This is a genomic window from Streptomyces litmocidini (assembly GCF_014649755.1).
Taxonomy (GTDB): Bacteria; Actinomycetota; Actinomycetes; order Streptomycetales; family Streptomycetaceae; genus Streptomyces; species Streptomyces litmocidini.
This window is the reverse complement of sequence record NZ_BMTQ01000004.1, coordinates 161523-187150: the sequence shown is the minus strand read 5'-3', so window position 1 is coordinate 187150 and position 25628 is coordinate 161523. Positions and strand designations below refer to the sequence as shown.

Below are 25628 nucleotides of genomic sequence, written 5' to 3'. Positions count from 1 at the left end.
GGGCTCAGGTGTTGCTGGTGCCCCAGTCCTCCTCGTCGACCTTGCCGTTGCCCATGCCGCGCCCGCGCAGGGCGTGGACCCGGTCGGTCACGGAGGACGGCAGCCGGTCGCCGACCTTGTCGCCCACCAGGTGCACCGCCTTGCCCGCGGCCTGGCGGCCGGTCTGGGCGGCGGTCTCGGCGGCGTTCCGCACGGCCGGGTTCTCGGCGAACTCCTTCGCGGATTTCTTCATCTGCTCGTAGCGTTCGCGTCCGGCCCGCGTGCCGATCACGTAACCGAGGGCGAGTCCCACGACGAACGTCAGCTTGTACCGCACGGCTGCGATCCTTCCCTGGAGGCCCTGGGGATACCGATTGGCGGAGCACCCCCCTGCTTGCGCTAATGTATGTCTCGCAGCGAGCGAGCGCCGCCCGGCAAGGTCCGGGGCGGAGCCGATCGGTGCAACGCAGCAATCCCCTGTAGCTCAATTGGCAGAGCAGCCGGCTGTTAACCGGCAGGTTACTGGTTCGAGTCCAGTCGGGGGAGCGCGATCCCCTGTAGCTCAATTGGCAGAGCATTCGGCTGTTAACCGGAGGGTTGCTGGTTCGAGTCCAGCCGGGGGAGCAAGACGGAAGAGGACCCTTCGGGGTCCTTTTTCGCGTCTCCGGGAACCATCCGGAGCCCGGTGGGGTCTTCATGGGCGAGCGGAGCCGATCATCCGGAGCAGGAGATCGTATGAGCGGCTATGCTGCGGCAGACGGCGCGCACACATGTACGCGCCTCACCGTTCGGGGCGGTAGCTCAGCCGGTTAGAGCAGCGGACTCATAATCCGTCGGCCGTGGGTTCGAGTCCCACCCGCCCCACCGAAGAAAAACGTTCTGATCTGCGGAAACGCCCCTGGAGGGGTCTTTTCGCATGTGCCGGGCCCGGTCTTCTCGACCCCGGCCTCCGAGGGAACGCGAGTGTGACGCCACGGCGATGGTCCCACGGGGACCCCGCGGCCCCCGCGTGTGACACGCCGCACACCGCGTCCAATTTCCGAGCGCTTCCCCGACGGTCCGGCAGCCCGGAGCCGCGGAGCCGGTCACTCCCGAGAGTGACGGAGGGCGACCGGGGCGACGGCGGGCCGTCACCCGGTCCGGGCCGCGGGCCGGGTCGTCCCTGTGCGGCCGGGACGGTGCCGTGACCGCCGGGAGCGGCCCTCGTCCCTGACGCCCCGTGAGGTGCGGTGCGCGACGCCCCCGTCCGTGTGCCCTTGGGTCCGTATGCACCATCCCGAGTGGCAGGCGGCCCGGCGGCGGCTGACGGTGAGCCGTGTCGCCGCGTGTGGAGAGCCGACACTGGGTCAGCTGACGCGGCGTACGGAAGGAAGTTCAGCGATGCGCTCTGCCCGCATTCTCTTCGCCGCGGCCGCCACCGCCGGCACCCTGGCGCTCGCCGCACCCGGCGCCTACGCGATCACCGCAGGTGACTGGGACGGCTCCTCCCACAACCAGGAGAGCGACCACGGCAAGCCCAGGGGCGGCATGCACACCGGCTCCGGCGCCCTGTCGCTCGTCAGCGGAGACGAGTGGTCCAAGGAGCACGACAAGGGCGACGGGTCCGAGAAGGAGCACGCCAAGGGCGACAAGTCCGAGAAGGAGCACGGCAAGGGCGACGGGTACGAGAAGGAGCACGAGAAGCCCAGGGGCGGCATGCACACCGGCTCCGGCGCCCTGTCGCTCGTCAACGACGACGACTGGACCAAGGACACGGAGAAGGACAAGCAGAAGGACTGGAGCAAGGACACGGAGAAGGGCGAGGACGGCTACAAGCCGGAGAAGCCGAAGGGCGGCATGCACACGGGCGGAGGCGGCCTCGCGAGCGGCACCACGAACGTGACCGGCGCGGCCCTGGTCGTGGGCGGACTCGCCGCCTTCGTTCTGCACCGCCGCAGGAAGGCCGCCGGCGCGGCCGCGTGAGGAAGACCGGACGCGGGGGCCGTCGCCCGGACGGCGGCCCCCGCGTCCGGGCGACGGCCCCGTCCCGTACCCCCGATCCCGGATCTTCCGCCCGAGTCCGAAGGAGCCCCTGGTGACGACCCGACCGGATCCCGCTGACGCGGGAGCACCCCGGCGTATCCCGCGGCGGGTGGTCCCCGCCGTGTTCTGGACGCTGGTCCTCGCTGCGCTACTGCTCGTCTTCCGCCCGTGGGCGTCCGGCCAGGACACGGAAGCACCGGCCCGGCCCGCGGCGGCGGCCGGTGGTGCCACGGCCCCCGCCCCGTCGTCCCTCCCCGGATCCTCGCGCGGTGCGTCGCCGAGTGCCGGCCCGGCGGCCGGCCCGTCGATGCCGAGGTCGGCCCCCACCCGGCTGAGGATCCCCAAGATCGGAGTGGACGCGCCGTTCACCGGTCTGAAGATCGGCCCCTCCGGTGCGCTCGACCCGCCCCCGGCCGACGACACGAACCTGGTGGGCTGGCAGGAGTCCGGCACCTCCCCGGGCGAACGGGGGACCGCGATCGTCGCGGGCCATCTGGACACGGCCACCGCCCCCGCCGTCTTCGCCCGGCTCGGCGAGCTCAAGGCCGGAGACACCTTCGAGGTGAGCCGCGCCGACGGCACCACCGCCGTCTTCCTCGTCGACTCCGTGGAGGAGTTCAGCAAGGACGACTTCCCGGACCAGCGCGTCTACGAGGACACTCCCGACGCGCTCGTCCGGCTCATCACGTGCGCGGGCCCCTACGACCGCAAGGCCAGGGACTACACCGAGAACCTGGTCGTCTTCGCCCACCTGGAGGAGTCCGGCGAGCGGACGGCTCCTGCCGCGGGAGGCCGTTGAGGTTCTGCGCGTCCTCGGGCGGCGTGGTACCGAAGCCGGGGAACGGGCGTCGGCCGGGACGGACCCGAGGACGCGCAGAGCCTCAACGGCGAAATCGGTGCCGTCAGGCGGCGATGTGGCCCCGGAGCGCGACCGCCCCGAGATCCCGGGCGAATCGCCGGTGCGGAATCCGGCCGGAGAGAATCATTCCTGCCGGGCCCGGACCCCTCCCGTGCACGTGGCGCGTCCGAATGCGCCCGCGGCGGTGGCGCGCTGGACGTGCTTGTCGCGTATCGCGAGCGTGCAGGACGCCTGTCCGCCCTTCTCGTCCAGGACGATGGCGACGGCCGGCGCTTTGCCGACAGGTACCTGAACCGACTTGGTCCAGGGCAGCGTGACGCCTTTTTCGACCCTCGCCGTACCGGTCCCGCCTCGGGTGAGATACGAGATCTCGACGGTCCCCGTCCCCGTGACCTCGTACGTCACCTCGTTCGTCACCTCGGCCGTCGACGCGGTGCGCGGCTTCGGCTGCCCGTCGGTGCCGAGGAATCCGTAGCCGGCGAGTCCGATGCAGCCGAGCAGGGCGATGCCGGCGATCAGCGGCGTCCGCCGGTTCGGGGAGTCCCCCGCACTCTCGCGTTCGCTCTCCTCCGGCGCTGCGTTTCCAGCGAGTTCATGGGACGGCATGAGAGTCCGGCTTTCGGTCGGCTGGCGGATGAACCGGGTGGTTATACCTCACGCCGACGGACGGGTGCGAGCGAGCGGAAGAACCGGACGAACCGCACCCCCTCCGGTCGCTCGTCCGTCCTTCGTTCCGCCTCTGCCCGTGTCGGCGCCGTCGGGACCGCCTTCGTCTCGCGCCCCGGTCCCGGGCCTGACGCGAAGGTGACACGCCGTTCGGCCGACGGGAAACGGCACGCGGTCGATGACGCCCCTGGCCTGCCGCCCTGTCCGACCCTTCGCCTCGGGAACCGGAAGGACACGAGTTCCTGCCCTTCGCCCCGGAGCGGGGAAGGCCGCGGATGAACGGGGGTGCCGTGGCGGACGGGGGTGATCCCCGCGCGTGCCCGTGCCCCCGGGCGCACTTCCGCCGGCCCCGACCCCGGCCGGTGGCGGGCCCCTCCGAAGGTGTGACGCTGATCACGGCGCGGACCCGTGATGATCCGGTGCCCGGTTCCGCTGGCTTGTCGGGAGGACGTGGAAGGCCTGTGGTCCTCCCGAGGAACCAGGGGACCGGGAACCGCACCGGTTCACACACGAGGGGTGGGACCGATGGACCGAGCCAGCCGCACGCTGCGGGCCGCCGACATGAGCGGCCGCGCCTCCGCGTTCGCCACCCGCACGACCGCGAGGACGCGCCTCCCCCTCGACTTCTCCGCGGCCAGTCTGCGCATCGTCGACCGCGTGGTGGACGGACTGCGGCGGGGGGCCGGGGACCCGGCCGGCGCCGCACCGGTCCTCCAGGAGCTCGGTGCGTACGTCGGCGAGGTGCTCGTCCGGCGGGCGCGAGCCCGCTGGGTCGACTTCGACGACACGGCGACCGAACTGTTCGGGCAGCCGGTCGGCGTCCGGACGCCCGACGGACGGGGGTGGAACCCGCTCGGCAAGGTGGTCAACCGCTTCGAGCTGGGCCCCGGCGAATCCGTTCACGAGTTCTTCCTGCTGGTCCCGCGCCTCCCGAAGGGCCTGCCGCTGTCCCGGGGGACGGCCGGCGGCCTGCGACTTCCCGCCGCGTAGGGTGATGCGCCGGGCGGCGCGACGCGGGTGGACCGGGGGAAGACTCCTCGGCACGGTGACGGGAAACCCGCGGCGCCGCCGGGCGGATGGGCCGTCGCACCCATCCGCCCGGCGTCACGTGTCCGGTACGTCCACGTGGTCGGTGCGTCGACCCGTCTAGTAGGTCAGGATGCCCGGGTCCGTCGTGCCCGCCGCACCCGTCTCCACGTGGCCCGCCAGGCGGCGGAGGTAGTCCGTGGAGGCCGAGGACGTGACGGTGACGTCGTACCAGCGGGCGGAGGCGGAGAGCGGGACGGTGTGGGTGACCGTGGCGCCCTTCGCCACGGAGAGGGTCGTCGGGGTGCCGCCGTACGCGTTGGTGACGGTCACGGTGGCCGACGCGCCGGCGTTGGTGAAGGTCAGCGCGAGGTCGCCGGTCGTGCCGTCGTGGCGGGCCACGACCTCCGGGACCGCCGTCCTGCCGGGGGAGCGGAAGCGGCGGAGGAAGCCGTTCGGGCCGTGGACCGTGAGGTCGGTGACGCCCTTGGAGTACTTGGTGTTCCAGGTGTCCGCGATCGACTTGTCCGCCTCCGCCGTGTACGTCCACGGGGCGTCCGTGCGGTTCGCCGACGTCACGTAGAACTGGGCCCCCGCCTGCGGGCCGCCGCTGAAGGCGAGGCGGTAGGTGCCGGCCGTCACGTCCGCCGTGCCGTCCACGTACGGGGCGTACTTGAGCGGGCGGGTGGGCTTGGCGCCCGGTTCCTGGCGGGGCATCGAGCCGACGGCCGGGGCGGTGGCCAGGAAGTCGGGGTGGCGGTTCTTGTCCGGCGGGTAGTAGCCGTCGGTCGGGGGCAGCGCGGCCGGCTGGGTCTGCGTCCGCGTGAAGTCGAACGCCGAGGTCAGGTCGCCGCAGATGGCCCGGCGCCAGGGCGAGATGTTGGGCTCGCGCACCCCGAAGCGGCTCTCCATGAAGCGGATGACCGAGGTGTGGTCGAAGGTCTCGGAGCAGGTGTAGCCGCCGGTGGACCAGGGGGAGACGACGATCATCGGGACGCGGGGGCCGAGGCCGTAGGGGCCGGCCACGTAACCCGTCTTGCCGCCGAAGTAGTCGAGGGCGGTCGGGGCCGTCGACAGGCCCTGCGAGGCCGAGCCCGGGGCGTACGGCGGGACGACGTGGTCGAAGAAGCCGTCGTTCTCGTCGTACGTGATGAAGAGGGCCGTCTTCGCCCACACGTCCGGGTTCGACGTCAGTGCGTCCAGGACCTGCGCGATGTACCAGGCGCCGTAGTTGGCGGGCCAGTTGGCGTGCTCCGAGAAGGCCTCCGGGGCCGCGATCCAGGAGACCTGCGGCAGTCGGCCGGCCTGCACGTCGGCGCGCAGGACGTCGAAGTAGCCCTCGCCCGCCTTGGCGTTCGTGCCCGTGCGGGCCTTGTCGTACAGCGGGTTGCCGGGCTGGGCGTTCCGGTAGTTGTTGAAGTACAGGAGGGAGTTGTCGCCGTAGTTGCCGCGGAAGGCGTCGTTGATCCAGCCCCAGGAGCCGGCCGCGTTCAGGCCGTCGCCGATGTCCTGGTAGATCTTCCAGGAGACCCCGGCCGCCTCCAGGCGCTCGGGGTAGGTCGTCCAGCCGTAGCCCGCCTCGGCGTTGTTCAGGACGGGGCCGCCGCCCGTGCCGTCGTTGCCGACGTAGCCGGTCCACATGTAGTAGCGGTTCGGGTCGGTGGCGCCGATGAACGAGCAGTGGTACGCGTCGCAGATGGTGAACGCGTCGGCGAGGGCGTAGTGGAACGGGATGTCCTCGCGGGTGAGGTGCGCCATCGTGGCCTTGGTCTTGGCCGGTATCCAGTTGTCGTACCGGCCCTTGTTGAAGGCGCTCTGGCCGCCCGCCCAGTCGTGGTTGAGGCCCTGGAGGTACTCCATGCCCAGCTTGTCGCTGGTGGGGCGGAAGGGGAGCGTGACCTTGCTGCCGTCCGACTGGTTCCAGACCGACTTTCCGCTGGGCAGCGTCACCGGGCGCGGGTCGCCGAAGCCCCGCACGCCCTTCATCGCCCCGAAATAGTGGTCGAAGGAACGGTTCTCCTGCATCAGGACCACGATGTGCTCGATGTCCTGGATCGTGCCGGTGGCACCCTGCGCCGGGATCGAGGCGGCGCGGGCGATGCTCTCCGAGAGCAGTGTGAACGCGGCGGCGCCGCCGGTCAGCTGCAGGAACCGGCGGCGATTGAGGTCGGCCATGGGGGAGTTGCCCTCCGGGTGTGAGTGCGGCGGTGGGGGTGCGGGTGCGGCCGGCCGGGCGGGCCGGCCGACGGGCGCCCCAAGGAGAGCGCCCGTGGGCCACCGCCAGGAGGCCGTCCCATGACTGCCCGCCGTACGGCGGGCGAACCCCCCGTGCCCGAACGTGAAAACTCACAACCGAACGCCCCCGGTGGGTCGATGACCCCCGGGGGCGGGCAGGAAGCAACAGAAAACTACTCGACGACGAGCTCGACCTCGATGTTTCCGCGGGTGGCCTTCGAGTAGGGGCAGAAGGCGTGCGTCTTCTTCAGCAGGGCGAGGCCCGCCTCGCCCTGGAGGTGCTCGGGGAACTCGGCGCGCATCACGACCGCGAGGCCGAAGCCGCCGTCCGCCGGGTCCTTGCCGATGGAGACCTCGGCGGTGACGGAGGCCTCGGAGACGTCGATCCGTTCCTGGCGGGCGACCACGCCCATGGCGCTGGCGAAGCAGGCCGCGTATCCGGCGGCGAAGAGCTGCTCCGGGTTGGTGCCCTGACCGTTGCCGCCGAGGGCCTCCGGGTGGGCGAGGGGGAGGTCGAGGCGGCCGTCGGAGCTGACGGCGCGGCCCTCGCGGCCGTTGGCGGTGGCGACGGCGGTGTAGATCGCGTCCATGGGTTCTTCCGTTCCTCGGAGGGGTCGTGCCGGGCTGCCCTCATATTGTTAGGGCACGATTAAGTTGTGCACAACTTAATCGTGTGTGATGCGCGTCTCCCGTATCCTGGGCTCCATGGACGAGGACTTCCTCCGGCTCGACAACCAGATCTGCTTCTCCCTGCACGCCGCCACCCGCGCCTTCAACGGCGTCTACCGGGGCGCGCTCAAGGAGCTGGGCCTGACCTACCCCCAGTACCTCGTCATGCTCGTGCTCTGGGAGCACGGCGAGCTGCCCGTGAAGGGGATCGGCGAGCGGCTGCGGCTCGACTCCGGGACCCTGTCCCCGCTGCTCAAGCGGCTGGAGGCGGCCGGATACGTCGAACGCCGCCGCAGCCCCGAGGACGAGCGGTCCGTCACCGTCCGCCTCACCGGCGACGGGACCGCCCTGCGCGAGAAGGCCCTCGGCGTGCCGCGGCGGATCGCCGCCGCCACCGGACTCGACCTGGCGGAACTCGGAGAGCTGCGGGAGCGCCTCCACGCCCTGGCCGCCCGGCTCGACGGGGTCGACCCGGACGACGTGACCGCCGCCTGCGGCTGACCCCGGCCCCTACGGAGCGGCGATCACCAGCGCCGCGTTGTGCCCGCCGAAGCCCACCGACGTGGAGACCGCGAGCCGGAGCCGGGCCCCCCGGGCCGTCGTCGGGACGTCCAGGTCGACGCCCTCGCCCGGCTCCGCGAAGTTCGCGGTCGGCGGCACGACCCCCTCCGCCAGCGACAGCACCGTGAGCGCCGCCTCCACCGCCCCCGCCGCGCCCAGCAGGTGCCCGGTCACCCCCTTCGTCGACGTCACCGGAGGCCGGTGCGGAAGGAGCGCCGCCAGCACCGCCGCCTCCACGGCGTCCCCGCGCGGCGTACCCGTCCCGTGCGCGTTGACCAGGTCGACGTCGCCCGGCGCCGCGCCCGCCTCCGCGAGCGCGCCCCGGACGGCCGCCGTCAGACCGGAGCCGTCCGGCCGAGGCGCCACCACGTGGTGCGCGTCCGACGTCGCCCCGTAGCCCGTGATCAGCGCCCGGGGCCGGACCCCGCGCGCGGCGGCGTCCGCCGGGCGCTCCAGCACCAGGAACCCCGCGCCCTCCGCCATCACGAAGCCGTCCCGGTCCCTGTCGAACGGCCGCAGCCCGCCCGCCGGGTCGTGGAACCGGCGGGACAACGCGCCGAGCCGGTCGAAACCCGCCACGTAGAACGGGCTCAGCGACGCCTCGGCTCCGCCCGCCAGGACGACGTCGCAGCGGCCCAGGGCCAGCAGGTCGAGCGCGACGCCGAGCGCCGTGGCACCCGCCGCGCACGCCGTGGTCACCGCCGTCGACGGGCCCCGGATCCCGAACTCGACGGCCAGCTGCCCCGCGACGGAGTTCGGCAGCGCGCCCGGCACCGCGAACGGGGACATGTCCCCGGGACCGTCCGCCCGCAGCACCTCGCGCTGCGCCTCGAACGTGAGGACGCCGCCCGCCCCGATCCCGGCGACCACGCCGACCCGAGCCCCGTCCCAGCCGGCCGGGTCCAGTCCGGCGTCGGCGAGCGCCTCCCGCGCGGCGACCAGCGCGAGCAGCGCGCTCCGGTCGGGCCGCCGCGCCGTCACCCCCCTGCCGAGGTCCCCGGGGAGGCCGGGCGCCCGGCAGGCGAGGTACCGCAGGCCGTCCCGCTCTTCGAGGACGGCGGTGGCCTTCCCGGCGCGGACGGTCTCCCAGGTCGTCGCGGCGTCCGCCCCGGCCGGGGTGAAGAGGCCGACTCCGGTGACGGCGGCCCCGGGGCCGCGGGCCCTGCCTCCCGCCCCCGGCATCAGGCCACCCCCGCGTGCCGGCGGACGAGGCCCTCGATCGCCGCGACCGTGGGTGCCGCGTACAGCTCCTCCTCCGGGACCGGGACGCCCCGTTCCCTGCGGAGCACGAGGGCGAGTTCGGTGAGGAGGAGCGAGTCGAGCCCGGCCTCCTCGCGGGTGGACTCCGGGGTGATGTCGGCCGGGTCGAGGCCGAGCGAGACGAGCAGGGTCTTCAGTTCGTCGAAGGTCATGGCGTTCGTTCCTTGTGGGCAGGGACGTGGGCGGAGGCGTGGGCGGGGGCGGGTTCAGCGCGCGGCGCACGCGCGCGCGTGGTTCAGGCCGAGCAGCACGCACACGTCCGTCAGGAGCGGCACGTGGTACGCGAGCGGCCGGGGTCCCGCCTGGTCGGGACGGGAGACGAAGCCGCCGTCCGGCCGCTGCCGCTCCAGGAGGTGGCGTACCGCCCGCCCGGTCGCACCCCGGGCGGACGGCACGGTCGGTGTCCGGGCCACCGCGATCAGCGCGTACGCCGTGCTGATCGGGTCGCTCGGATCGGACGGCACGTGCCCCCAGCCGCCGTCCGCGTTCTGGGTGTCGAGCAACCGGGACACGGCCCGCTCCCGGGCCCGCGCCACCTCCGACCGGGCGGGATGCCCGGGCTCCACGGCCAGGAAGGAGTCGTGGGCGAGGACGGTGCGGAACAGGGCGTTGCTCTCGTTCAGGCTCCAGCTGCGCTCGAAGGAGCCCGCCGCCTCCTGCCGGGCCGCGACGAACCGGACGGCGGCCTCCACCGCCGACCGGTGCGCGGGCTCGGGGGCCAGCGCGTTCACGGCCGCCGCCGTTATCGCCACCTCGGAGGCGGTGCCGCGCTCGAAGGTGGGGAAGCCGCCGTCCGCGCCCTGCCGGGCCAGCAGGTACCGCTCGCCGGCCGCCACCTCCGCGCCGAACCGCACCGCGGCCGTCGCCCGCAGGAACTCCACGCAGTACGAGGTGTCGTCCACGTCGCTCTGCCCGACGCCCCGGTCGAACCCCCAGCCGCCGTCGGCGTTCCGGTGCTCCACCAGGGCCGTCGCGAGGGCCCGCAGGGTGTGCGCGGGGGCTCCCGCCCCGGCCAGCGCGAGCCCGCCGGTCGCCGTCGCGAACACGTCCATCCCCGTGATGAACGGCAGCCCGCCGTCCTCGCGGAGCCAGCCGCGCAGCTCCCGCGCCCGCGCCCGCACGGCCTCCGCGTACCGGGGCCGCAGCCGCAGCGCGAGCAGCGCGACGATCCGGGCGAGATGGTTGCCGTACGGGGGCGGACCGGGCAGCGCACAGGGTTCGAGCGCCCGCCAGTCCTCCTCCGTGACGAGCCGTGGCGTACCCGTCCCGAAGGCGTACAGGACCTTGAGCGCGGCCATCTCCGTGACCAGCCAGCGCTGTTGGCCGCGTGCAGCGAAGAGGGAATCGGGGGAGGGGAGTTCGGGGAAGGAGTGGGCGCCCAGCTCGGCCAGGAGCGTCTGGAACATCAGCCGCTTGCGCCCGGCCGTGAAGTGGTCGAATCCGCCGAGCAGCCGGGCGAGCGCCCCCCGCCCGTCCACGTACTCGCCGAGGGCCGCGCGGGCGGCGGCCTCCTGCACGGGGTCGGGGGCGCCCCCGTCCACGGCCGTCTTCAGGCGGCGCGTCAGCCGCTCCTGGGCGTCCGGGTCCACGCCCGTCACCGTGAGCAGCCGCAGGGCCAGGGCGGATTCCAGGAGCCGGCTGTCGCACGGCGCCCGGAGCAGTCCCCCCGGCCCGGCGGCCGCCACCAGACGGGTCGCGAGCCGCGCCCGGGCACGGTCGAGCGGCCCGGCCCCCGGGAGGGGCTCCGGCCGGGGGCCGGGGACGGCGAGGGAGGCGCCGGGTAAGGGCAGCGCGCAGTACGTCATGGGGAGGTGTCCTTCGGTGCTGTCGTACGAGGGGTGGGGGCCGACCGGGGGAGGGGCGGCGGGGCCGGCCGGGTGGCCGGCGGGACCGGGCGGCGAGTGGCCAGGAGGTCGCGGGCGGGGGGAAGGCGCTCGCGTGCTCTCCGTGCCGCCCGGCCGTCGCACCGCGCGGCGTCCGCGCCGTGCGGGCTCCGTGCCGCACGCGCCCCGCGCTCGCGGTGGCCGGCGGGCCGGGAGGCGCCGTGCGGTCCGCGCGCGCCGGGCGGTCAGCCGGGGAAGAGGCGACGTACCGCCTCCGCGCCGGCCGGCACCAGCGGGGTGTAGCCGCCGGTCAGGACCGCGAGCGGGGCGACGAAACCGCACCAGGCGATCTCGCTCGGATCCGGTCGGGGCGCGCGGTCCGCCACCCAGCGGTGGACCGTCAGGAAGCAGGTGCCGTGCGGATCGTCGACGCGGATCCGGTACGCCTCCGTCAGGCCGGGCGCCTGCTCGCAGCCCAGCTCCTCCCGGAGCTCCCGGAGCGCGGCCGCCCGGTACTCCTCGCCGCTGCGGACCGCCCCGCCGATCAGGACGTCGTAGTGGTCCGGGTAGGCCGGTGCCGAGGCGGTCCGCCGGTAGAGGAGGACCCGGCCGGCGTGGTCGGTGCAGACGGTCGCCGCGTACCGGCGGAACAGTCCGGCCGGCGGCCCGGCGGCCCGTCCGCCCTGGGCGATCACCCGGTCCCGGGGATCGACGTAGTCGACGCGCTCGGAGACGTACCCCGCGGAGCCGTGCCTGTCGGCGGCGTGCCTCCCGGCGGCGCGCGTCCCGGAGCCGCGCCCGTCGGGCGGGAACGCGCCGGGCGGACGCCGGTCCGGTGCGGGCGCGTTCACGTCCGCTCGCGGACGCGCGCGTGCAGCGGACCGGCCGGACGCAGGTTGATGCCGAACACGGGTTCGCCCACCGGCCCGGTCGTCTCGACCGTGAACCGGGCGAGGAGCGCGCCGAGCAGCACCTCCATCTCCCGCATCGCGAACCGCGTCCCGAGACAGGCCCGCGGGCCGATGCCGAAGGGGAGGTACGCGCCGGGCGGCAGCGGCGACCGGGCCGGGAAGCGGCCGGGGTCGAAGGTCTCGGGATCCGGCCAGACCTCCGGGTCGCGGTGGGTCAGGTAGGGGCAGACGAGGAGGTCCGTACCGGCCGGGATCGCCCAGCCGTCCAGCGTCTCGTCCGCCGGGCTGTGCCGGGGCAGCAGCCAGCCCGTCGGGTAGAGCCGCAGCGTCTCGGAGAGCACCGCCTCGACGGCCGAGGCGTCCCCCGCCGCCCGCTCCATGACCGCCGGGTGCGCGGCGAGCAGGACGAACGCCCAGGTCAGGGTGCGGGCACTGCTCTCGTACCCGGCGACGAGCAGGGTGACGAGCTCGTCCCGGACCAGCCGGTCCGTGTACGCCGGATCCGTCTCGGCCGCGTCGAGCAGCCGGTCCAGGACGCTGGAGCCCGCCGCGCGGACCGCCCCCGGCTCGCGGGACCCGGACCCGGCATCGTCCCTCCGGCGGCGGACGCGGGCGTCGGCGAGCGCCCGGAGGACCCGCTCGTCGAGCGCGGCGATCGCCGACCCGACCTCCGGCGGCAGCGCGCTCGCGCCGCCCACGTCGGCGGGGAGCGCGGCGACGATGTCCTGCACGGCCGCCAGGTCGACGTACGTCTCCCGGTCCAGGGGCCGGTCCGTGAGCGCGCGCCAGATCGTGTCGACCGTGAAGAACTGCACGTCCTCGGCGACGTCGGTCGGCGCGCCCCGGCGCGCCCGCTCCGCCCAGCGGTCGACGACGCACGCGGCCGCCCCCGCGATGTGGTGCTCCCAGTGCTGGATGCCCCGGCCCGTGAACATCGCCTGGAGCAGCTTCCGTTGGGACCGCCAGGCCTCGCCCGTGGCGGTGATCACGCCGTCCCCGAGGAGGGGTCTCGCCCGGTGCGACCGCTTCACGTACCGGTCGCCGCCGACGCCGAGCACCTGGTGCACGTGCCGGGGTTCCGTGACCAGGACCGCCGCCCGGCCGCCCCGGCGGAACCCGGTCAGCCGACCCGGCGCGTGCGCCTGGCGGAGGAGGTCGACGAGGGGCGCTCCGGAGGCGGTCCAGGCGGCCACGGCGTCGTCGTCGAGGAAGTCGGGGGGCATGCCATCCGTCACGCATTGCGATTGCATGATGACGTATCGTAGCGGCCCGTGCGATCTTCAGATCCAGTTCGGTCTTCCGCGGCGGTGCCGCTCGGGGTGCTCGACCGGCTCTCCCTCGACGTGGCGGCACTGCACGCGACGGACTCCGCCCTGCATCTCGGCGGCTTGATCGTCTTCGAGGGGGAACCTCCTTCCCGCGCAAGGGTGTTGGACCATCTGGCACCTCGCGTCGGTCTCGTCCCCGAGCTCGCCCACCGGCTCGTGGACGACGCGGGGCGCCCCCGCTGGGAACCCGACCCCGGCTTCGATCCCGATCGTCACCTGTACGAGCTACCCGGAGGTGCCGACCCGTTGACGGTCGTCGCCGAGCTGCTGCGGCAACCCCTGCCGCGCGACCGGCCGTTGTGGGGGATCTGGCTCGTCCGCCGGGCCGGCGGCGGGCGGTGGGGGCTCTGCTACCGGGCCCACCACGCCTTCCAGGACGGTGCCGCCGCCGTCGCCACCCTGGAGCGGCTCCTCGGCCCCGAGGGGGCGCCGCGCCCCAGGGCCCTCGCCTTCCGGCCGCCCCGGCCCGTGCGCTGGGCCGCCGTCCTCCCCGAGTTCCGGCCGCCGCGCCGCGTCACCTGGTGGCCGGCCCTCGACATCCCGCCCGCCCGGTCCTACGCCGCCGCGTTCGCCGACGTCGACACCGCCCGGCTGCACGGCCTCGGCCGCCTGACCGGGGCCACCGTCCCGCAGCTCTGCCTGGCCCTGACCGCCGCGACGCTGCGCGCCTGGCACCCCGACGACTGGGGGCCGGGCGGCCCCGGCCACGGCCGGGGGCTGCGCGCCAACCTCGGGATCGGAGTCCGGGACCCCGACGACCCCCGCCCCCTGCTCGGCAACCGGGTCGCCGTCGCCGGGGTCGACCTCCCCTGCGGCGAACCCGACCCGGCCCGGCGGCTCGCCCGCATCGGACGCGCCCTCGACCACACCCGGCTCGCCCGGCTCGCCGACGCCCACCGGGTCGTCCTGCGCGGACTCCCTTACCGGATCGGCCGCCTGGCGCTCGCCCGCAGCGTCGACGCCCGCCACACCCCGCTCAGCGTCGCCGACCTCAGGATCCGGCAGCCGCTCGGCTTCGCCGGAACCCCCGCCACCGGGGTGTACGCCCTGCCGGTGATGGTGCCGGGCCAGCCGCTCTTCGTCGCCTGGGTCACGCACCGCCGCCGCCTCCACGTCACCTTCCTCGCCGACCGTGCCCTCGCCGGCGCCGAACGGCTGCCCGAGGCGTGGGAGTCCGCCCTCGTCGAGCACGAACGGCTGGCCGCGGAAGGCGCGTTCGCGGAGGCGTGCGGGTCGTCCGCGCGGACGGGCGGGGGTCCGACCGCGCGGACCGGGGACGGGGCGGGGGCGTCGTGAGCGGCACGGAAGCGGTGCCCCCGCGGGCGCCCGGCCCCGGCCCCGGCCCCGCCGCGTCCGCCCCGCCCGGTCCCGCGCGTCGTCCCCCCGGGCCGCGGTCGGTGCGGCTCGCCGAGCGGGGGGGAGAAGCGGGTTCCGGTCTTCGTTCACCGAATTGTAAGGAGCATCCACCGTGATCGCCCCTATACTCGCCGCATGTCCGACATCACCATCCGGCGCGCCACCGCCGACGACTCCAAACGGCTCACCCGGCTCGTCCGGACCTCAGGGGCCTACCGGGGCGACTACGCCGCCATGGTCGAGGGGTACCAGGTCGGCGGCCCGTACATCGAGCACCACCCCGTCTTCGCCGCCGTCGACGACGCCGACGGCGGCCGGGTGCTCGGGTTCTACGCCCTCCTCGTCGACGAGGCCGAACTCGACCTCGCGTTCGTCGCCGACGCGGCCCAGGGACTCGGCATAGGCCGGCTCCTCATGGAGCACATGACCGAACAGGCCAGGGCCGCCGGCCTCGGCTCCGTGCGGGTCGTCGCGCATCCGCCGGCCGAGGAGTTCTACCTGCGGACCGGCGCCGTCCGCACCGGCACCGTGCCGCCCACCGGCCGCATCCACTGGGAGCGCCCCGAGCTGCGGTACGACGTCGCGTGACCGCCGCCCAGGACACCCGGGAGCGGGAGCGGGACCGCCGCAAGGTCTTCGCCGACCTCACCCCGCTGCGCGCCTCCGCGCACTACCGCCGCCTCTGGTTCGGGAGCACCGTCTCCTGGGTCGGACAGGGCATGACGGCCCTCGCCGTCTCCCTCCAGGTCTACGACATCACCCGCTCGCCCTTCTCCGTCGGGCTCGTCGGCCTCTTCGCCCTCGTCCCGCTGACCGTCTTCGGCCTGTACGGCGGCGCCATCGCCGACACCGTCGACCGGCGCAAGCTCGGCCTCGCCAGCGCGAGCGGTTCCGCCGCGCTCTCCGTCGCCCTCGCGGGCGCCGCGTTCGCCGGCTTCCACCACGTCTGGTTCCTGTACGGGATCGTCGCCCTCCAGGCCGTGTGCAACGCGCTCAACGCACCCGCCCGCTCCTCGATGATCCCCCGGCTCCTGCCGCCCGAGCAGCTGCGCGCCGCCAACGCGCTCAACTCGATGGTCATGACCTTCGGCACGCTCGTCGGACCCAGCCTCGGCGGCCTCATCGTCGGATTCGCCGGCTACCAGACGGCGTACCTCGTGGACGCCGTCGCCTTCACCGCGAGCCTGTACGCCATGTGGCGGCTGCCGTCCATGCTCCCCGAACGCACCGGGAGCAAGAGGGCCTCGGTCCTCGACGGGCTCCGCTTCCTCGCCACCCGCCCCAACCTGCGCATGACGTTCTTCTCGGACTTCTGCGCGATGATCCTCGCCCACCCCCGCGCCCTGTTCCCGGCCGTCGCCGTCCTCTGGTACGGCGGCGACGCCAGGACCACCGGACTCCTCGTGGCCGCACCCGCCTTCGGGGCGCTCCTCGGCGGGGTGCTGTCCGGCTGGCAGGGCCGGATCCGCCACCACGGGCAGGCGATCCTGCTCGCCGTCGCCTCCTGGGGCACGGCCGTCGCCGTCTTCGGGCTGACCCGGAACCTCTGGCTCGGGCTCCTCCTGCTCGCCCTCGCCGGCTACTCCGACACCGTCTCGATGATCTTCCGGAACACGATGATGCAGGTCGCCGCTCCGGACGAGATGCGCGGACGGCTCCAGGGCGTCTTCATCGTGGTCGTCGCGGGCGGGCCCCGCCTCGGCGACTTCCTCGCGGGCGCCGTCGCGGACCTCACCTCGCCGGCGGTCGCCATCACCGGCGGCGGAATCGCCTGCGTCGTCGCGATCGGACTCCTCGCCCTGTACGGGCGCGGTTTCCGCCGCTACGACGCCCACGATCCGACTCCCTGACACCCGGGCCGGGCCCCTCCGGGGAGGGGCCCGGCCTCACGTCCGCTCACCCGGACGCCGACAGCTCCTTCTTCAGCACCTTCCCCATGTCGTTGCGGGGCAGCGCGTCGAGGTAGCGCACCGTCCGGGGACGCTTGTGCGGCGCCAGCAGACCCGCCACGTGCTCGGCGAGCTCCTCGTCGCTCGGCGGCCTCTCCCGGTCCTGCGGCACCACCCAGGCCACGATCCGCTCGCCCAGATCGGGATCCGGCTCACCCGTGACGGCCGCCTCCCGGACGCCGGGATGGTCGAGGAGCGCGTTCTCGATCTCACCCGCCCCGATCTTGTAGCCGCCGCTCTTGATCAGGTCCGTCGCCTTCCGGCCCACCAGACGCACCCCGCCGTCCGCCTCGCGGACCGCCATGTCACCGGTGCGGAACCAGTCGCCGTCGAAGGCCGCCGCCGTCGCGTCCGGCCGGTTCAGATAACCGGAGAAGAGGTTCGGGCCGCGCACCTGCACCTCGCCGACCGTCTCCCCGTCGAACTCCCCGAGCTCGGATCCGTCCTCGTCCACGAGCCGCAGGTCCACCCCCGCGAGCGGCGTCCCCACCGTCCCCGGCCGGGGCCCGCCGCCCGGGCGCACGCTGGTGTTCATGAGCGTCTCGCTCATCCCGTACCGCTCCACGACCGTCCGGCCCGTCGCCGCCGCGATCCGCTCGTGGTCGTGCACCGGCAGCGCCGCCGAACCGGAGACGAGGAGCCGGGCGCCCGCCAGCGCCTTCGTGAGGCGGTCGTCCCCGTCCAGCGCGTCCGCGATCCGGTGGTACATCGTCGGCACGCCGAAGAGCATGGTCCCGCCGTCGCCCAGCTCCCGCCCGACGCCCTCCACCGAGAAGGCCCCCAGGTGCCGGACCTCGCCGCCGCGCCGCAACGGACCCAGGATCCCGAGGACCAGGCCGTGCACGTGGAACAGCGGCAGCGCGTGCACCAGGACGTCGTCCGCCGTCCACGACCAGGCCTCGGCCAGCGCGTCCAGAGAGGCGGCGACCGCGCGGTGCGAGAGGAGGACGCCCTTCGGGGGGCCGGTCGTGCCGGAGGTGTAGACGACGAGCGCGGTCGTCTCGGGATCGACGGGCGCGGCCCCGGGCGGAGCCTCCGGCCCGGTCAGCTCCACGTCGATCCGGGGAAGCGCCGCGAGCCCCGCCGGCAGCTCGTCCCCCGGGCCCGCCAGCACGAGGTCGGGCGCGCTGTCGCCGAGGATGTGCGCCAACTCGCGCTCGCCGGTCCGCGGATTGAGCGGTACGGCCGGCACGCCGGCGAGCAGGGCGGCGACCACGGCGACGGCCGTGCGGGCGGTGGGCGTCGCCCACACGGCGACCCGGCCCGCGCCGCCGACCCGCCCCACCCGGTCGGCCAGGGCGCCGGCGGCGCGGGCCAGCTCGGCGTACGTCAGGGCGTCGGGGCCGACGCGCAGGGCGGGGCGGTCGTCGGACGGGACCGCCCGTTCGAGCTCGGGGAAGAGCGCACTCACCGGTCGTACTCCTCGGGTCGTCGAGGGCGAGGGGTTACGCGACGCATTCTGCCGCGCGACACCCCTGCCCAGGACCAGCCCCGGCGCCGCCCCGCCGTTGCGGGCGCACCCACCGGGGCGGCGCCCGCCGTTGTGGGCAGTCGTTCCGCTGGGGCGGAACGGGTGGGCACAACGGAACGGCGCCCCTTGCCGGCGCCCGAGGCTGCTGTGCCTGGACCCGCACCGGAACGTGCGCCGCACGCGTGGTGCGGGTCGGGGCCCGGAACGCGGAGGCGCCGCTGATGGGCGCCGTCCCGTGTGCCCACCCGTCCCGCCCTGCGGGACGATTGCCCACACGGGAGGGTGCGGGAGGGGCACCGCCCCGCAGGGCGCGGGCCCCACAGGGGCGGGGGTGCTGCCCCTGTGGGTGATGGCCCACACGGGCGGGGCGCCGTCCGGTAGGCGTGCGGTCGTGTGGGGCGAGAGCCCCGGTGGGTGTGTCGTGCGGGGCTCAAGGGCTGGTGGTGGTGAGCTTCGTCGGGCGGGGGCTCGGCGTCCCGTCGTCCGGTTCGATCCCCCGCATCCGGCCGTACGCGTACACGCACCCCGCCAGCGCCAGGTCCGACAGGAGCATGAAGCCGATGGAGTACGAGCCCTTCGCGCTGTAGATCGCGCCCATCACCAGCGGCGGCAGGAACCCGCCGAGTCCGCCCGTCGCGCCGACGATGCCGGTCACGCTGCCGACCTCGGCCTGCGGGGTGACCTGGGAGACCAGGGCGAAGACGGAGCCGCTCGCCGTGCCGAGCCCGGCGGCCATGACGAGGAGGGCCGTCGTGCCCCCCGGGTTCAGGGGCGGGTCGAAGGCCTGGACGATCGCGAGGAGGGCGACGGCCCCGAGGGCGGCGGCCGTGACGAGCGCCGGGTGGACGCGGTCCGAGAGCCAGCCGCCGACCGGGCGGAACACCACCGTCACCAGCGCGAAGCCCGCCGCCTTGGTGCCCGCGTCCGTCGGGTCGAGTTCGTACCAGGTCTTCAGGTACGTCGGCAGGTAGACGCCGAACGCGACGATGCCGCCGAACCCGATCGCGTACAGCGCCGACAGCTCCCACGTCACCCGCAGCCGTGCCGCCGAGCCCAGGCGGGCGGCCAGGGAGGCGGTGGGGACGGGACGGCCGGGGCGGTCCGTGATGAGGAACGCCGCGAGCACCGCGTACACGGCCAGCGCGATCGCGACCACGAGGAACGGCAGGTTCTCGCCGTGCTCGGCGATCCGGGGCGTGAAGTAGCCGGAGAGCGCGACTCCGCCCATGCCCATGCCGAACACCCCGAGCGCGAGCCCGCGCTTGGCGGGCGGGAACCAGGAGTTGACGAGCGGGATGCCGATGGCGAACGTCGTGCCGCCGAGGCCGAGGAGGAAGCCGCCGACCAGCAGCAGGCCGTAACTGTCCTTGACGACGATCAGGAGCAGCACGGGAACGATCGTCAGCGCCGAGACCAGCGGGAACATCAGCTTCGCCCCGTACTTGTCGGTCAGCGCCCCGGCCGGGATGCGGCCGACCGAGCCGACCAGGACGGGCACCGCGACGAGCAGGGACTGCTGGAAGGAGCTGAGGTCGAGCCGGTCGCCGTACCAGCTCGCGATCGGTGCGATCAGGTCCCACGCCCAGAAGGTGAGCGTGAAGCCGATGGTGGCCGTCACCAGGTTGCGGTAGGCCGCCGCTGTGGGGGACTCGGTCTCGGTGGTCACGCCTCCAGTCAAGGTCCGGGGGAGGGGCCCGGCGCGCCCGGCTGCGCCGTACGGGGGATGCCGTACGGCCCTACGGCCAGGTCACCGTGGTCGGCGGCGTGCCGTCGTCCTCGACGCGCAGTCGGGCGCCGTCGTTCCCGACCGACACCTCGACCGTGATCGCGCCGACGTCCGGCCGCCGGTGTGCCGCGGCGAGCGCCCCGCGCAGCACGGCGAGGAGCCTGTCGGCCGTCTCCTCGTCGACGAGCGTGTCGACGGCGCCGGAGAAGTGCACGGACGGCTGGAAGCCGAGCGGGACCGCCGCCCCGCCGGTCTCGCGCAGCACCCGCCCCCGGAAGGAGGCCGGTGCGTCCGCCGGCGGCTGCTGGAGGGCGAAGATGGTCGTCCGGACCTCCTGGATCGTCGAGTCCAGCTCGTCCACGGCCCGGCCGAGCAGTTCGTCCTCGTCGGAGGAGCCGGCCGCCCGCCGCCGCGTGGACTCCAGCATCATCTCCGTGGCGAACAGCCGCTGCACCACCAGGTCGTGCAGGTCACGGGCGATCCGGTCGCGGTCCTCGAAGACGGCGAGCCGCTCCCGGTCGTGCCGCGCGTCCGCGAGGACCAGCGCGAGCGCCGCCTGCGAGGCGAACTGCGAGGCGAGCAGCCGTTCGACCGCCGAGTACGGCCGGCCGCCCCGCCGCCGGGGCAGGGCGAGGGTGCCGATGAGCTTCCCCCCGCTCTGCAGCGGCAGCATCATCGACGGGCCGAAACGGGACCGCACGTGCGTGGTCATCCGCGGATCGGTCGCCGAGTCCTCGACGAAGACGGGCTCTCCGCCGAGGAGCTGGACCAGGACGGGGGAGCCGGGCGCGATCGTCGTGCCGACCAGGTCGCCCGGGTCGTCGTGGGTGGAGGCGGCGACGATCTCCATCCCGCCCTCCTCGGTGGGCTGGAGGACCACGCCGGCCGAGGCGTCGGCGAGGACGCGGGCCCGCTCGGCGACGGTCGTCAGGGCGTTCTCGGCGGTGGCGCCGGTGAGCAGGGCCGTGGTCACCGCGGCCGCGCCCTCGATCCAGCGCTCCCGCTGCCGGGCCGTCTCGTACAGCCGGGCGTTGCCGATGGCGATCCCCGCCTGGGAGGCGAGGATCCGGAGGAGGGCGAGGTCCTCCTCGCCGAAGGGGCCCCCGCGCTTGCCGGTGAGGTACAGGTTGCCGAAGACCTCGGTGTGGACCCGGATCGGGACGCCGAGGAAGCCGTGCGTCTCCGGGTGCCCCTCGGGGACGCCGGAGGAGCGCGGGTCGGCCGTCAGGTCGTCGAGCCGCAGCGGCCGCGGGTCCCGGACGAGGGCGCCGAGCAGCCCGGTGCGGCCGTCGGGAAGGCGGCCGACCCGCCGCCGCTCCTCCTCGGTCATGCCGGAGGTGAAGAGTTCGGTGAGGCGGTGGCGCTCGGGGTCGACGACCCCGAGCGCCCCGTAGCGGGCTCCGGTCAGCTCGGTCGCGGAGTCCACGATGTGCTGGAGGGTGGTGCGGAGTTCGAGTTCCGTGCCGACGCCGAGGACCGCTTCGAGCAGCATGGGCAGGCGGGAGGAGCCCTCGTCCGTGTCCGCGGCCCCGGCGCCTTCCTCCATGAGCGTCATGGTCTCATTGTCGTACGAATCGCCCGGTTCCTGGTGATTCATTCCTCGTCGGCGAGCGGGTCCCGCTCCGCCAGCGGGTCCAGGACCATCGGCTGGACCTTGCCCTCCAGCATCGCGCCCAGCCCCAGGACCGCGCACACGTCCGGCCGTTCGGCGATGTGCACCGGCATCCCGGTCGCCTCCCGCAGCATCTGGTCGAGGCCCGGCAGCAGGGCGCTGCCGCCCACCATCATGATCCCGCGGTCCGCGAGGTCGGCCACCAGGTCCGGCGGGCAGTCCCGCAGCACCTTCCCGATGCCGTCGAGGACCGCCGTCAGCGGGGTGTGGATCGCGTCCCGCACGGCGGCGGTGTCGACGGTCACCGAACGCGCCAGGCCCGTGGCGACGTCCCGGCCGTGGATCTCCGTCCAGGCGGGCCCCTGTGCCGTCAGGCCGTTGCCGCTGAGGGCCAGTTGCAGCGGGCGCACCGACTGGCTCGGCAGCATCAGCTCGTGGTGGTGGCGCAGGTGCTGGATGACCGCGTGGTCGATGGCGTCGCCGCCGACGGGCATCCGCTCCGCCGTGACGATCGCGCCGAGCGAGAGCACCGCGACCTGGGTGGTCGCCGCCCCGCACACCAGGATCATGGTCGCGGTCGGCTGCTCCACGGGGAGCCCGCAGCCCACGGCCGCCGCGATCAGGGTGTCGACCAGCTCGACCCGGCGCGCCCCGAGGCCGACGAGGGTCTCCACGGCGGCGCGCTGCGCGAGCGGATCGCTGTCGTGCGGGGTGCAGGCGGCCGCGCGCAGCCGGGGCTTGCGGCGCAGCTGCCGGCGCAGCTTCTCGCCGAGGAGGTGACGGAGCATCCGCTGCGCCATCTCGATGTCGACGACCGTGCCGCCCGAGACCGGGCGCACGACCCGGATGTAGTCGGGGGTGCGGCCGGTCATCTTCTCGGCGAGCGCGCCGACGGCGATCAGCGCTCCGGTACGGGTGTTGACGGCGGCGACGCTGGGCTCGTCGACGACGAGCCCGACGCCCTTGACGAAGACCCGGGTGCGGGCGGCACCCAGGTCGACGGCGACATGGCAACGACGCAGCTGATCAAGGCTGACGGTCACGGCGGATCCTCCGGAGTGCGGTGCTGGCACGGGCGAGGGGGTCGCGATTCGCGGTCCTGTTCGCATCGTCCGGCCCTCCGGGGCGCGGCGCGCGCTGGGCTGCGCCGCCCGGGGCCCCGCGTGCGGGCCGTACCTGAGTCCCCACGCGCGGTGAGGAGGCTTCGGAGGCGATCCTTCCCGAAGCGGGAGAATCGCGGCGCACCGCCGTCGACCTGCGGTTTCCACACAGGATCCTCACGTCCGCGCCTACCTGGCACCGCACCGGGCCGCATAGCCTGCGGGCCCCATGGACTACTGCCACGCGTGCCGGCGGCATCTCAACGGGGCCCTCGCCTGTGCCGGGTGCGGGACTCCCGTCGAGGAACTGCGGTACGAGACCCCCCGCATGCAGGACCCCACCCCGGCCCACGCCCCGGCCCCCACCCCGGTCCACACCCCGGACCACGGGTACGGCGCCCCGACCCGGCCCGCGATCCACAGCGGTCCGGACGGGTCCCCGACCCATGGCGGCCCCGGCGCCTACGGAACCTATGGCGCTCCCGGCGCCCACGGAGCCCCCGGCGCCTACGGAGCCTACGGAGCCCCCGGAACCCACGGTGCTCCCGGCGCCCACGGTGCGAGCGCGAGCGGCCGGACCGCGCCCTACGGCATCCCGGGGCAGGCCGCGGCCCACGGCGCCCCCGGCGGATCCACCGGCCGCGGCGCCCCCGGCAGCCCCGCCGCCCACGGCGACCCGAGCCCGCCCGCCCCCGCCGGACCGTCCCCGGCCGGCGGTGCCGCCACCGACGACGATCCGGACCGGCCCGCCGCCGAGCACGTCTACGAGCTGGACGTCCTCGAACCTCCGCGCCCGGCCCCCCGCGGGCGCCGCGCCGCCGAGCGGGGCCGTTCCGCCGCGCGGCGGGGCAGGAGGCCGGGCCCGCGCCGGGGCCGTACGGTCCTGGTGGGAACGGTGGGCCTGGTCCTCGCGGCCGGGACGCTGACCCTGGCGAAGCTCGCCCTGGAGGAGCCGCCGCAGGACGGCGCCGCCACCGCCGTGGAGGAGCTGGAGGTCACCGAGACCCCGCTCTCGCCGGAACCCGTCGGGACCACCGAGCCGCCGGAGGGGACGAGCCCGGCCCCCGGGACGGACGCGCCGGGCTCCGTCCCGACGCGCCCCCACCGGGTCGGCACGGGCTCGGGGCCGGGATCCGGTTCCGGCAGGGGTACGGACACGGGCTCGGGGCCCGGTACGAGTACGGGTACGGGGGCGGGCACGGGCTCGCGCCCCGGCACGGGCGCGGGGACCGGGCCCGGTACCGGTACCGGCCAGGGAGGCGGCGGGGTCCCGGACCCGGCCCCGACGGCCACCGGCCCGGTCTCCCCGTCCGCCCCGCCCGCCGCGACCTCGTCCGCGACGGCGAGCGGCCCGACGCCGACCGGCTCGGGGACGCCCGGTAGCCCCGCGCCGACGACCACCGGCCCCGCGCCGGGCCGGACGCCGACGCCGGACCCCACGCCGACGTGCACCCGCTTCCTCTGGTGGTGCGTCTGAGGTTCCGGCCCTACGCCACGTCCGCGCCCAGCATCCGCCTCAACAGGTCCCGGAGCAGGGTCCGTTCGCCCTCGGTCAGTTCGCCGAGGGGTTCGCGGGCGAAGTCGAGGGAGTCGCGCAGCCGGCGGGCGGTGTCCAGGCCCTCGTCCGTGGGGACGGCCAGTTTGACCCGCCGGTCGTCCGGGTCGGGCCGGCGCTCGACCAGCCCGCGGGCCTCCAGGCGGTCGACGATCCCGGTGATGTTGGAGGGCTCGCACTTGAGCTTCTGGGCGATGCGGCGCATCGGCAGCGGGTCGAGCGAGAGCAGGCCGAGGACGCGGGCCTGGGCGCCGGTCAGGGCGTGCTGCGCGGCCGCCTGCTCGTACTCCTCGTAGTAGCGCGCCACGACCGTGCCGATCAGCTCGACGACTTCGAGGGTCAGGGGGTCCGTGCGTGAGGTGGCCATGGGAGCGAGTCTACCCAGATGCTTGACAACGTGAAATATCTAGGCGCATGGTTGTTTGAGGTAGTGAACCATTTGTGATCTCAACCTTTCCTGGAGGCCGTGCTCATGTCCGTTCTTCCCGCGTCCAGCCGTGAGTGGCACCTCGTCGCCCGTCCGCACGGCTGGCCCGTGCCGGCGGACTTCGCCCTGCGCGAGACCCCGGTCACCGAGCCCGCCGAGGGCCGCATCCTCGTGCGCAACCTGCACTTCTCCGTCGACCCGTACATGCGCGGCCGGATGAACGACGTGAAGTCGTACATCCCGCCGTTCAAGCTCGACCACCCGATGGACGGCGGCGCGGTCGGCGAGGTCGTGGCGTCCGACGCCGAGGGCTTCGCCGTCGGCGACCACGTCCTGCACGGCCTCGGCTGGCGCGAGTACGCCGACGTCCCGGCCCAGCACGCCACCAAGGTCGACCCGGAGCTCGCCCCCCTCTCCGCCTACCTCGGCGTGCTCGGCATGACCGGCCTCACGGCCTACGCCGGCCTCTTCGAGGTCGCCTCCTTCAAGGAGGGCGACGCCGTCTTCGTCTCCGGCGCGGCCGGCGCCGTCGGCAGCCAGGTCGGCCAGATGGCCAGGCTCAGGGGCGCCTCCCGGGTCATCGGCTCCGCCGGATCCGACGAGAAGGTCAAGTTCCTCGTCGAGGAGCTCGGCTTCGACGCGGCCTTCAACTACAAGAACGGCCCGGTCAAGGACCAGCTCCGCGAGGCCGCCCCGGACGGCATCGACGTCTACTTCGACAACGTCGGCGGGGACCACCTCGAAGCCGCGATCTCCTCGCTCAACGTGCACGGCCGCGCCACCATCTGCGGCATGATCGCCCAGTACAACGACACCGAGCCGGTCCCCGGCCCGCGCAACATGGCGATGATCATCGGCAAGCGGCTGCGGCTCCAGGGCGTCCTCGTCGGCGACCACTACGGCCTGCAGGACCGGTTCGTCCGGGAGGTCGGCGGCTGGCTCGCCTCGGGCGAGCTGAAGCACCGCGAGACCTTCGTCGAGGGCATCGAGAACGGCGTGGACGCCTTCCTCGGCCTGCTCCGCGGCGACAACACCGGAAAGATGATCGTCTCGGCGACCCGCTAGTCTTCCCTCAGCCGTCGCGATCGTGGGC

At 74.5% G+C, this 25628-nt stretch carries 23 protein-coding genes and 3 tRNA genes; 12 read left to right on the top strand and 14 right to left on the bottom strand.

The window, feature by feature from the left end; genetic code table 11:
• Window positions 1–4 precede the first annotated feature (4 nt).
• Window positions 5–316 (bottom strand): hypothetical protein, encoded by a 312-nt coding sequence (locus IE180_RS10465; RefSeq protein ID WP_093876233.1) that lies wholly within the window; start codon window positions 314–316, stop codon window positions 5–7.
• A gap of 136 nt (window positions 317–452) precedes the next feature.
• On the opposite strand from IE180_RS10465, the gene IE180_RS10460 reads away from it, so the two are divergent.
• The 5 genes from IE180_RS10460 to IE180_RS10440 all read left to right on the top strand — a co-directional run bounded on the left by IE180_RS10460 (window position 453) and on the right by IE180_RS10440 (window position 2800).
• Window positions 453–525: transfer RNA gene (locus IE180_RS10460), tRNA-Asn, on the top strand.
• A 5-nt stretch (window positions 526–530) separates the two neighbouring features.
• Window positions 531–603, top strand: a tRNA-Asn gene (locus IE180_RS10455).
• Window positions 604–769: 166 nt separating this feature from the next.
• Window positions 770–843: transfer RNA gene (locus IE180_RS10450), tRNA-Ile, on the top strand.
• Window positions 844–1359: 516 nt separating this feature from the next.
• The gene (locus IE180_RS10445; RefSeq protein ID WP_190156538.1) at window positions 1360–1941 is read left to right on the top strand and encodes a hypothetical protein; all 582 of its coding nucleotides are present in this window, start codon (window positions 1360–1362) and stop codon (window positions 1939–1941) included.
• Between the two features lie 112 nt (window positions 1942–2053).
• Window positions 2054–2800, top strand: a complete 747-nt coding sequence (locus IE180_RS10440) for a class F sortase (RefSeq protein ID WP_229860423.1) — start codon at window positions 2054–2056, stop codon at window positions 2798–2800.
• Between the two features lie 183 nt (window positions 2801–2983).
• Here IE180_RS10440 and IE180_RS10435 read toward each other — a convergent pair whose 3' ends face one another.
• Window positions 2984–3466 carry a hypothetical protein gene (locus IE180_RS10435; RefSeq protein ID WP_229860422.1) on the bottom strand — a complete coding sequence of 161 codons (483 nt, stop codon included), beginning with the start codon at window positions 3464–3466 and terminating at the stop codon, window positions 2984–2986.
• Between the two features lie 585 nt (window positions 3467–4051).
• On the opposite strand from IE180_RS10435, the gene IE180_RS10430 reads away from it, so the two are divergent.
• Complete coding sequence (locus IE180_RS10430; protein ID WP_229860421.1) at window positions 4052–4516, top strand: hypothetical protein; 465 nt, start codon at window positions 4052–4054, stop codon at window positions 4514–4516.
• A 156-nt stretch (window positions 4517–4672) separates the two neighbouring features.
• Here IE180_RS10430 and IE180_RS10425 read toward each other — a convergent pair whose 3' ends face one another.
• Both IE180_RS10425 and IE180_RS10420 read right to left on the bottom strand, forming a co-directional pair.
• Window positions 4673–6727 (bottom strand): phosphocholine-specific phospholipase C, encoded by a 2055-nt coding sequence (locus IE180_RS10425; RefSeq protein WP_190156537.1) that lies wholly within the window; start codon window positions 6725–6727, stop codon window positions 4673–4675.
• A gap of 233 nt (window positions 6728–6960) precedes the next feature.
• Window positions 6961–7377, bottom strand: a complete 417-nt coding sequence (locus IE180_RS10420) for an organic hydroperoxide resistance protein (RefSeq protein ID WP_190156536.1) — start codon at window positions 7375–7377, stop codon at window positions 6961–6963.
• Window positions 7378–7492: 115 nt separating this feature from the next.
• On the opposite strand from IE180_RS10420, the gene IE180_RS10415 reads away from it, so the two are divergent.
• Window positions 7493–7957, top strand: coding sequence for a MarR family winged helix-turn-helix transcriptional regulator (locus IE180_RS10415; protein WP_373302718.1), 465 nt, complete (start codon window positions 7493–7495; stop codon window positions 7955–7957).
• 9 nt (window positions 7958–7966) lie between these two features.
• Here IE180_RS10415 and IE180_RS10410 read toward each other — a convergent pair whose 3' ends face one another.
• From IE180_RS10410 to IE180_RS10390, 5 genes are all read right to left on the bottom strand, one after another.
• Entirely contained in the window at window positions 7967–9199 is a 1233-nt protein-coding gene (locus IE180_RS10410) for a beta-ketoacyl-[acyl-carrier-protein] synthase family protein (protein ID WP_190156534.1), read from the bottom strand.
• A complete protein-coding gene (locus IE180_RS10405) occupies window positions 9199–9429 on the bottom strand; it encodes an acyl carrier protein (protein WP_190156533.1) in 231 nt (76 codons plus the stop codon). The genes IE180_RS10410 and IE180_RS10405 overlap by 1 nt, the downstream gene beginning before the upstream one ends.
• A gap of 54 nt (window positions 9430–9483) precedes the next feature.
• A complete protein-coding gene (locus IE180_RS10400) occupies window positions 9484–11082 on the bottom strand; it encodes a drimenyl diphosphate synthase (protein ID WP_190156532.1) in 1599 nt (532 codons plus the stop codon).
• 263 nt (window positions 11083–11345) lie between these two features.
• Window positions 11346–11951 (bottom strand): NUDIX domain-containing protein, encoded by a 606-nt coding sequence (locus IE180_RS10395; protein WP_190156531.1) that lies wholly within the window; start codon window positions 11949–11951, stop codon window positions 11346–11348.
• Window positions 11948–13261 (bottom strand): cytochrome P450, encoded by a 1314-nt coding sequence (locus tag IE180_RS10390; protein ID WP_229860420.1) that lies wholly within the window; start codon window positions 13259–13261, stop codon window positions 11948–11950. Before IE180_RS10390 ends, IE180_RS10395 begins: the two co-directional genes overlap by 4 nt.
• 57 nt (window positions 13262–13318) lie before the next feature.
• Between IE180_RS10390 and IE180_RS10385 the strand changes: the two genes are divergently transcribed.
• From IE180_RS10385 to IE180_RS10375, 3 genes are all read left to right on the top strand, one after another.
• Window positions 13319–14635 (top strand): wax ester/triacylglycerol synthase domain-containing protein, encoded by a 1317-nt coding sequence (locus IE180_RS10385; RefSeq protein WP_190156530.1) that lies wholly within the window; start codon window positions 13319–13321, stop codon window positions 14633–14635.
• A gap of 195 nt (window positions 14636–14830) precedes the next feature.
• Window positions 14831–15283, top strand: a complete 453-nt coding sequence (locus IE180_RS10380; protein ID WP_190156529.1) for a GNAT family N-acetyltransferase — start codon at window positions 14831–14833, stop codon at window positions 15281–15283.
• Entirely contained in the window at window positions 15280–16545 is a 1266-nt protein-coding gene (locus IE180_RS10375) for an MFS transporter (protein ID WP_190156528.1), read from the top strand. Before IE180_RS10380 ends, IE180_RS10375 begins: the two co-directional genes overlap by 4 nt.
• 46 nt (window positions 16546–16591) lie before the next feature.
• Here the strand turns inward: IE180_RS10375 and IE180_RS10370 are convergent, their stop codons facing one another.
• The 4 genes from IE180_RS10370 to IE180_RS10355 all read right to left on the bottom strand — a co-directional run bounded on the left by IE180_RS10370 (window position 16592) and on the right by IE180_RS10355 (window position 22496).
• Complete coding sequence (locus IE180_RS10370; protein WP_190156527.1) at window positions 16592–18055, bottom strand: acyl-CoA synthetase; 1464 nt, start codon at window positions 18053–18055, stop codon at window positions 16592–16594.
• Between the two features lie 490 nt (window positions 18056–18545).
• Window positions 18546–19781, bottom strand: coding sequence for an MFS transporter (locus IE180_RS10365; RefSeq protein WP_190156526.1), 1236 nt, complete (start codon window positions 19779–19781; stop codon window positions 18546–18548).
• Window positions 19782–19851: 70 nt separating this feature from the next.
• The gene (locus IE180_RS10360) at window positions 19852–21396 is read right to left on the bottom strand and encodes a GAF domain-containing sensor histidine kinase (protein WP_190156525.1); all 1545 of its coding nucleotides are present in this window, start codon (window positions 21394–21396) and stop codon (window positions 19852–19854) included.
• A gap of 38 nt (window positions 21397–21434) precedes the next feature.
• Window positions 21435–22496, bottom strand: a complete 1062-nt coding sequence (locus IE180_RS10355; protein WP_190156524.1) for a rod shape-determining protein — start codon at window positions 22494–22496, stop codon at window positions 21435–21437.
• 286 nt (window positions 22497–22782) lie between these two features.
• On the opposite strand from IE180_RS10355, the gene IE180_RS10350 reads away from it, so the two are divergent.
• Window positions 22783–24030, top strand: coding sequence for an SCO2400 family protein (locus tag IE180_RS10350; protein ID WP_190156878.1), 1248 nt, complete (start codon window positions 22783–22785; stop codon window positions 24028–24030).
• Between the two features lie 10 nt (window positions 24031–24040).
• Here IE180_RS10350 and IE180_RS10345 read toward each other — a convergent pair whose 3' ends face one another.
• On the bottom strand, window positions 24041–24475 hold the full coding sequence (locus IE180_RS10345) for a MarR family winged helix-turn-helix transcriptional regulator (protein ID WP_190156523.1): 435 nt from the start codon (window positions 24473–24475) through the stop codon (window positions 24041–24043).
• A gap of 105 nt (window positions 24476–24580) precedes the next feature.
• Between IE180_RS10345 and IE180_RS10340 the strand changes: the two genes are divergently transcribed.
• A complete protein-coding gene (locus IE180_RS10340; protein WP_190156522.1) occupies window positions 24581–25600 on the top strand; it encodes an NADP-dependent oxidoreductase in 1020 nt (339 codons plus the stop codon).
• Window positions 25601–25628 lie beyond the last annotated feature (28 nt).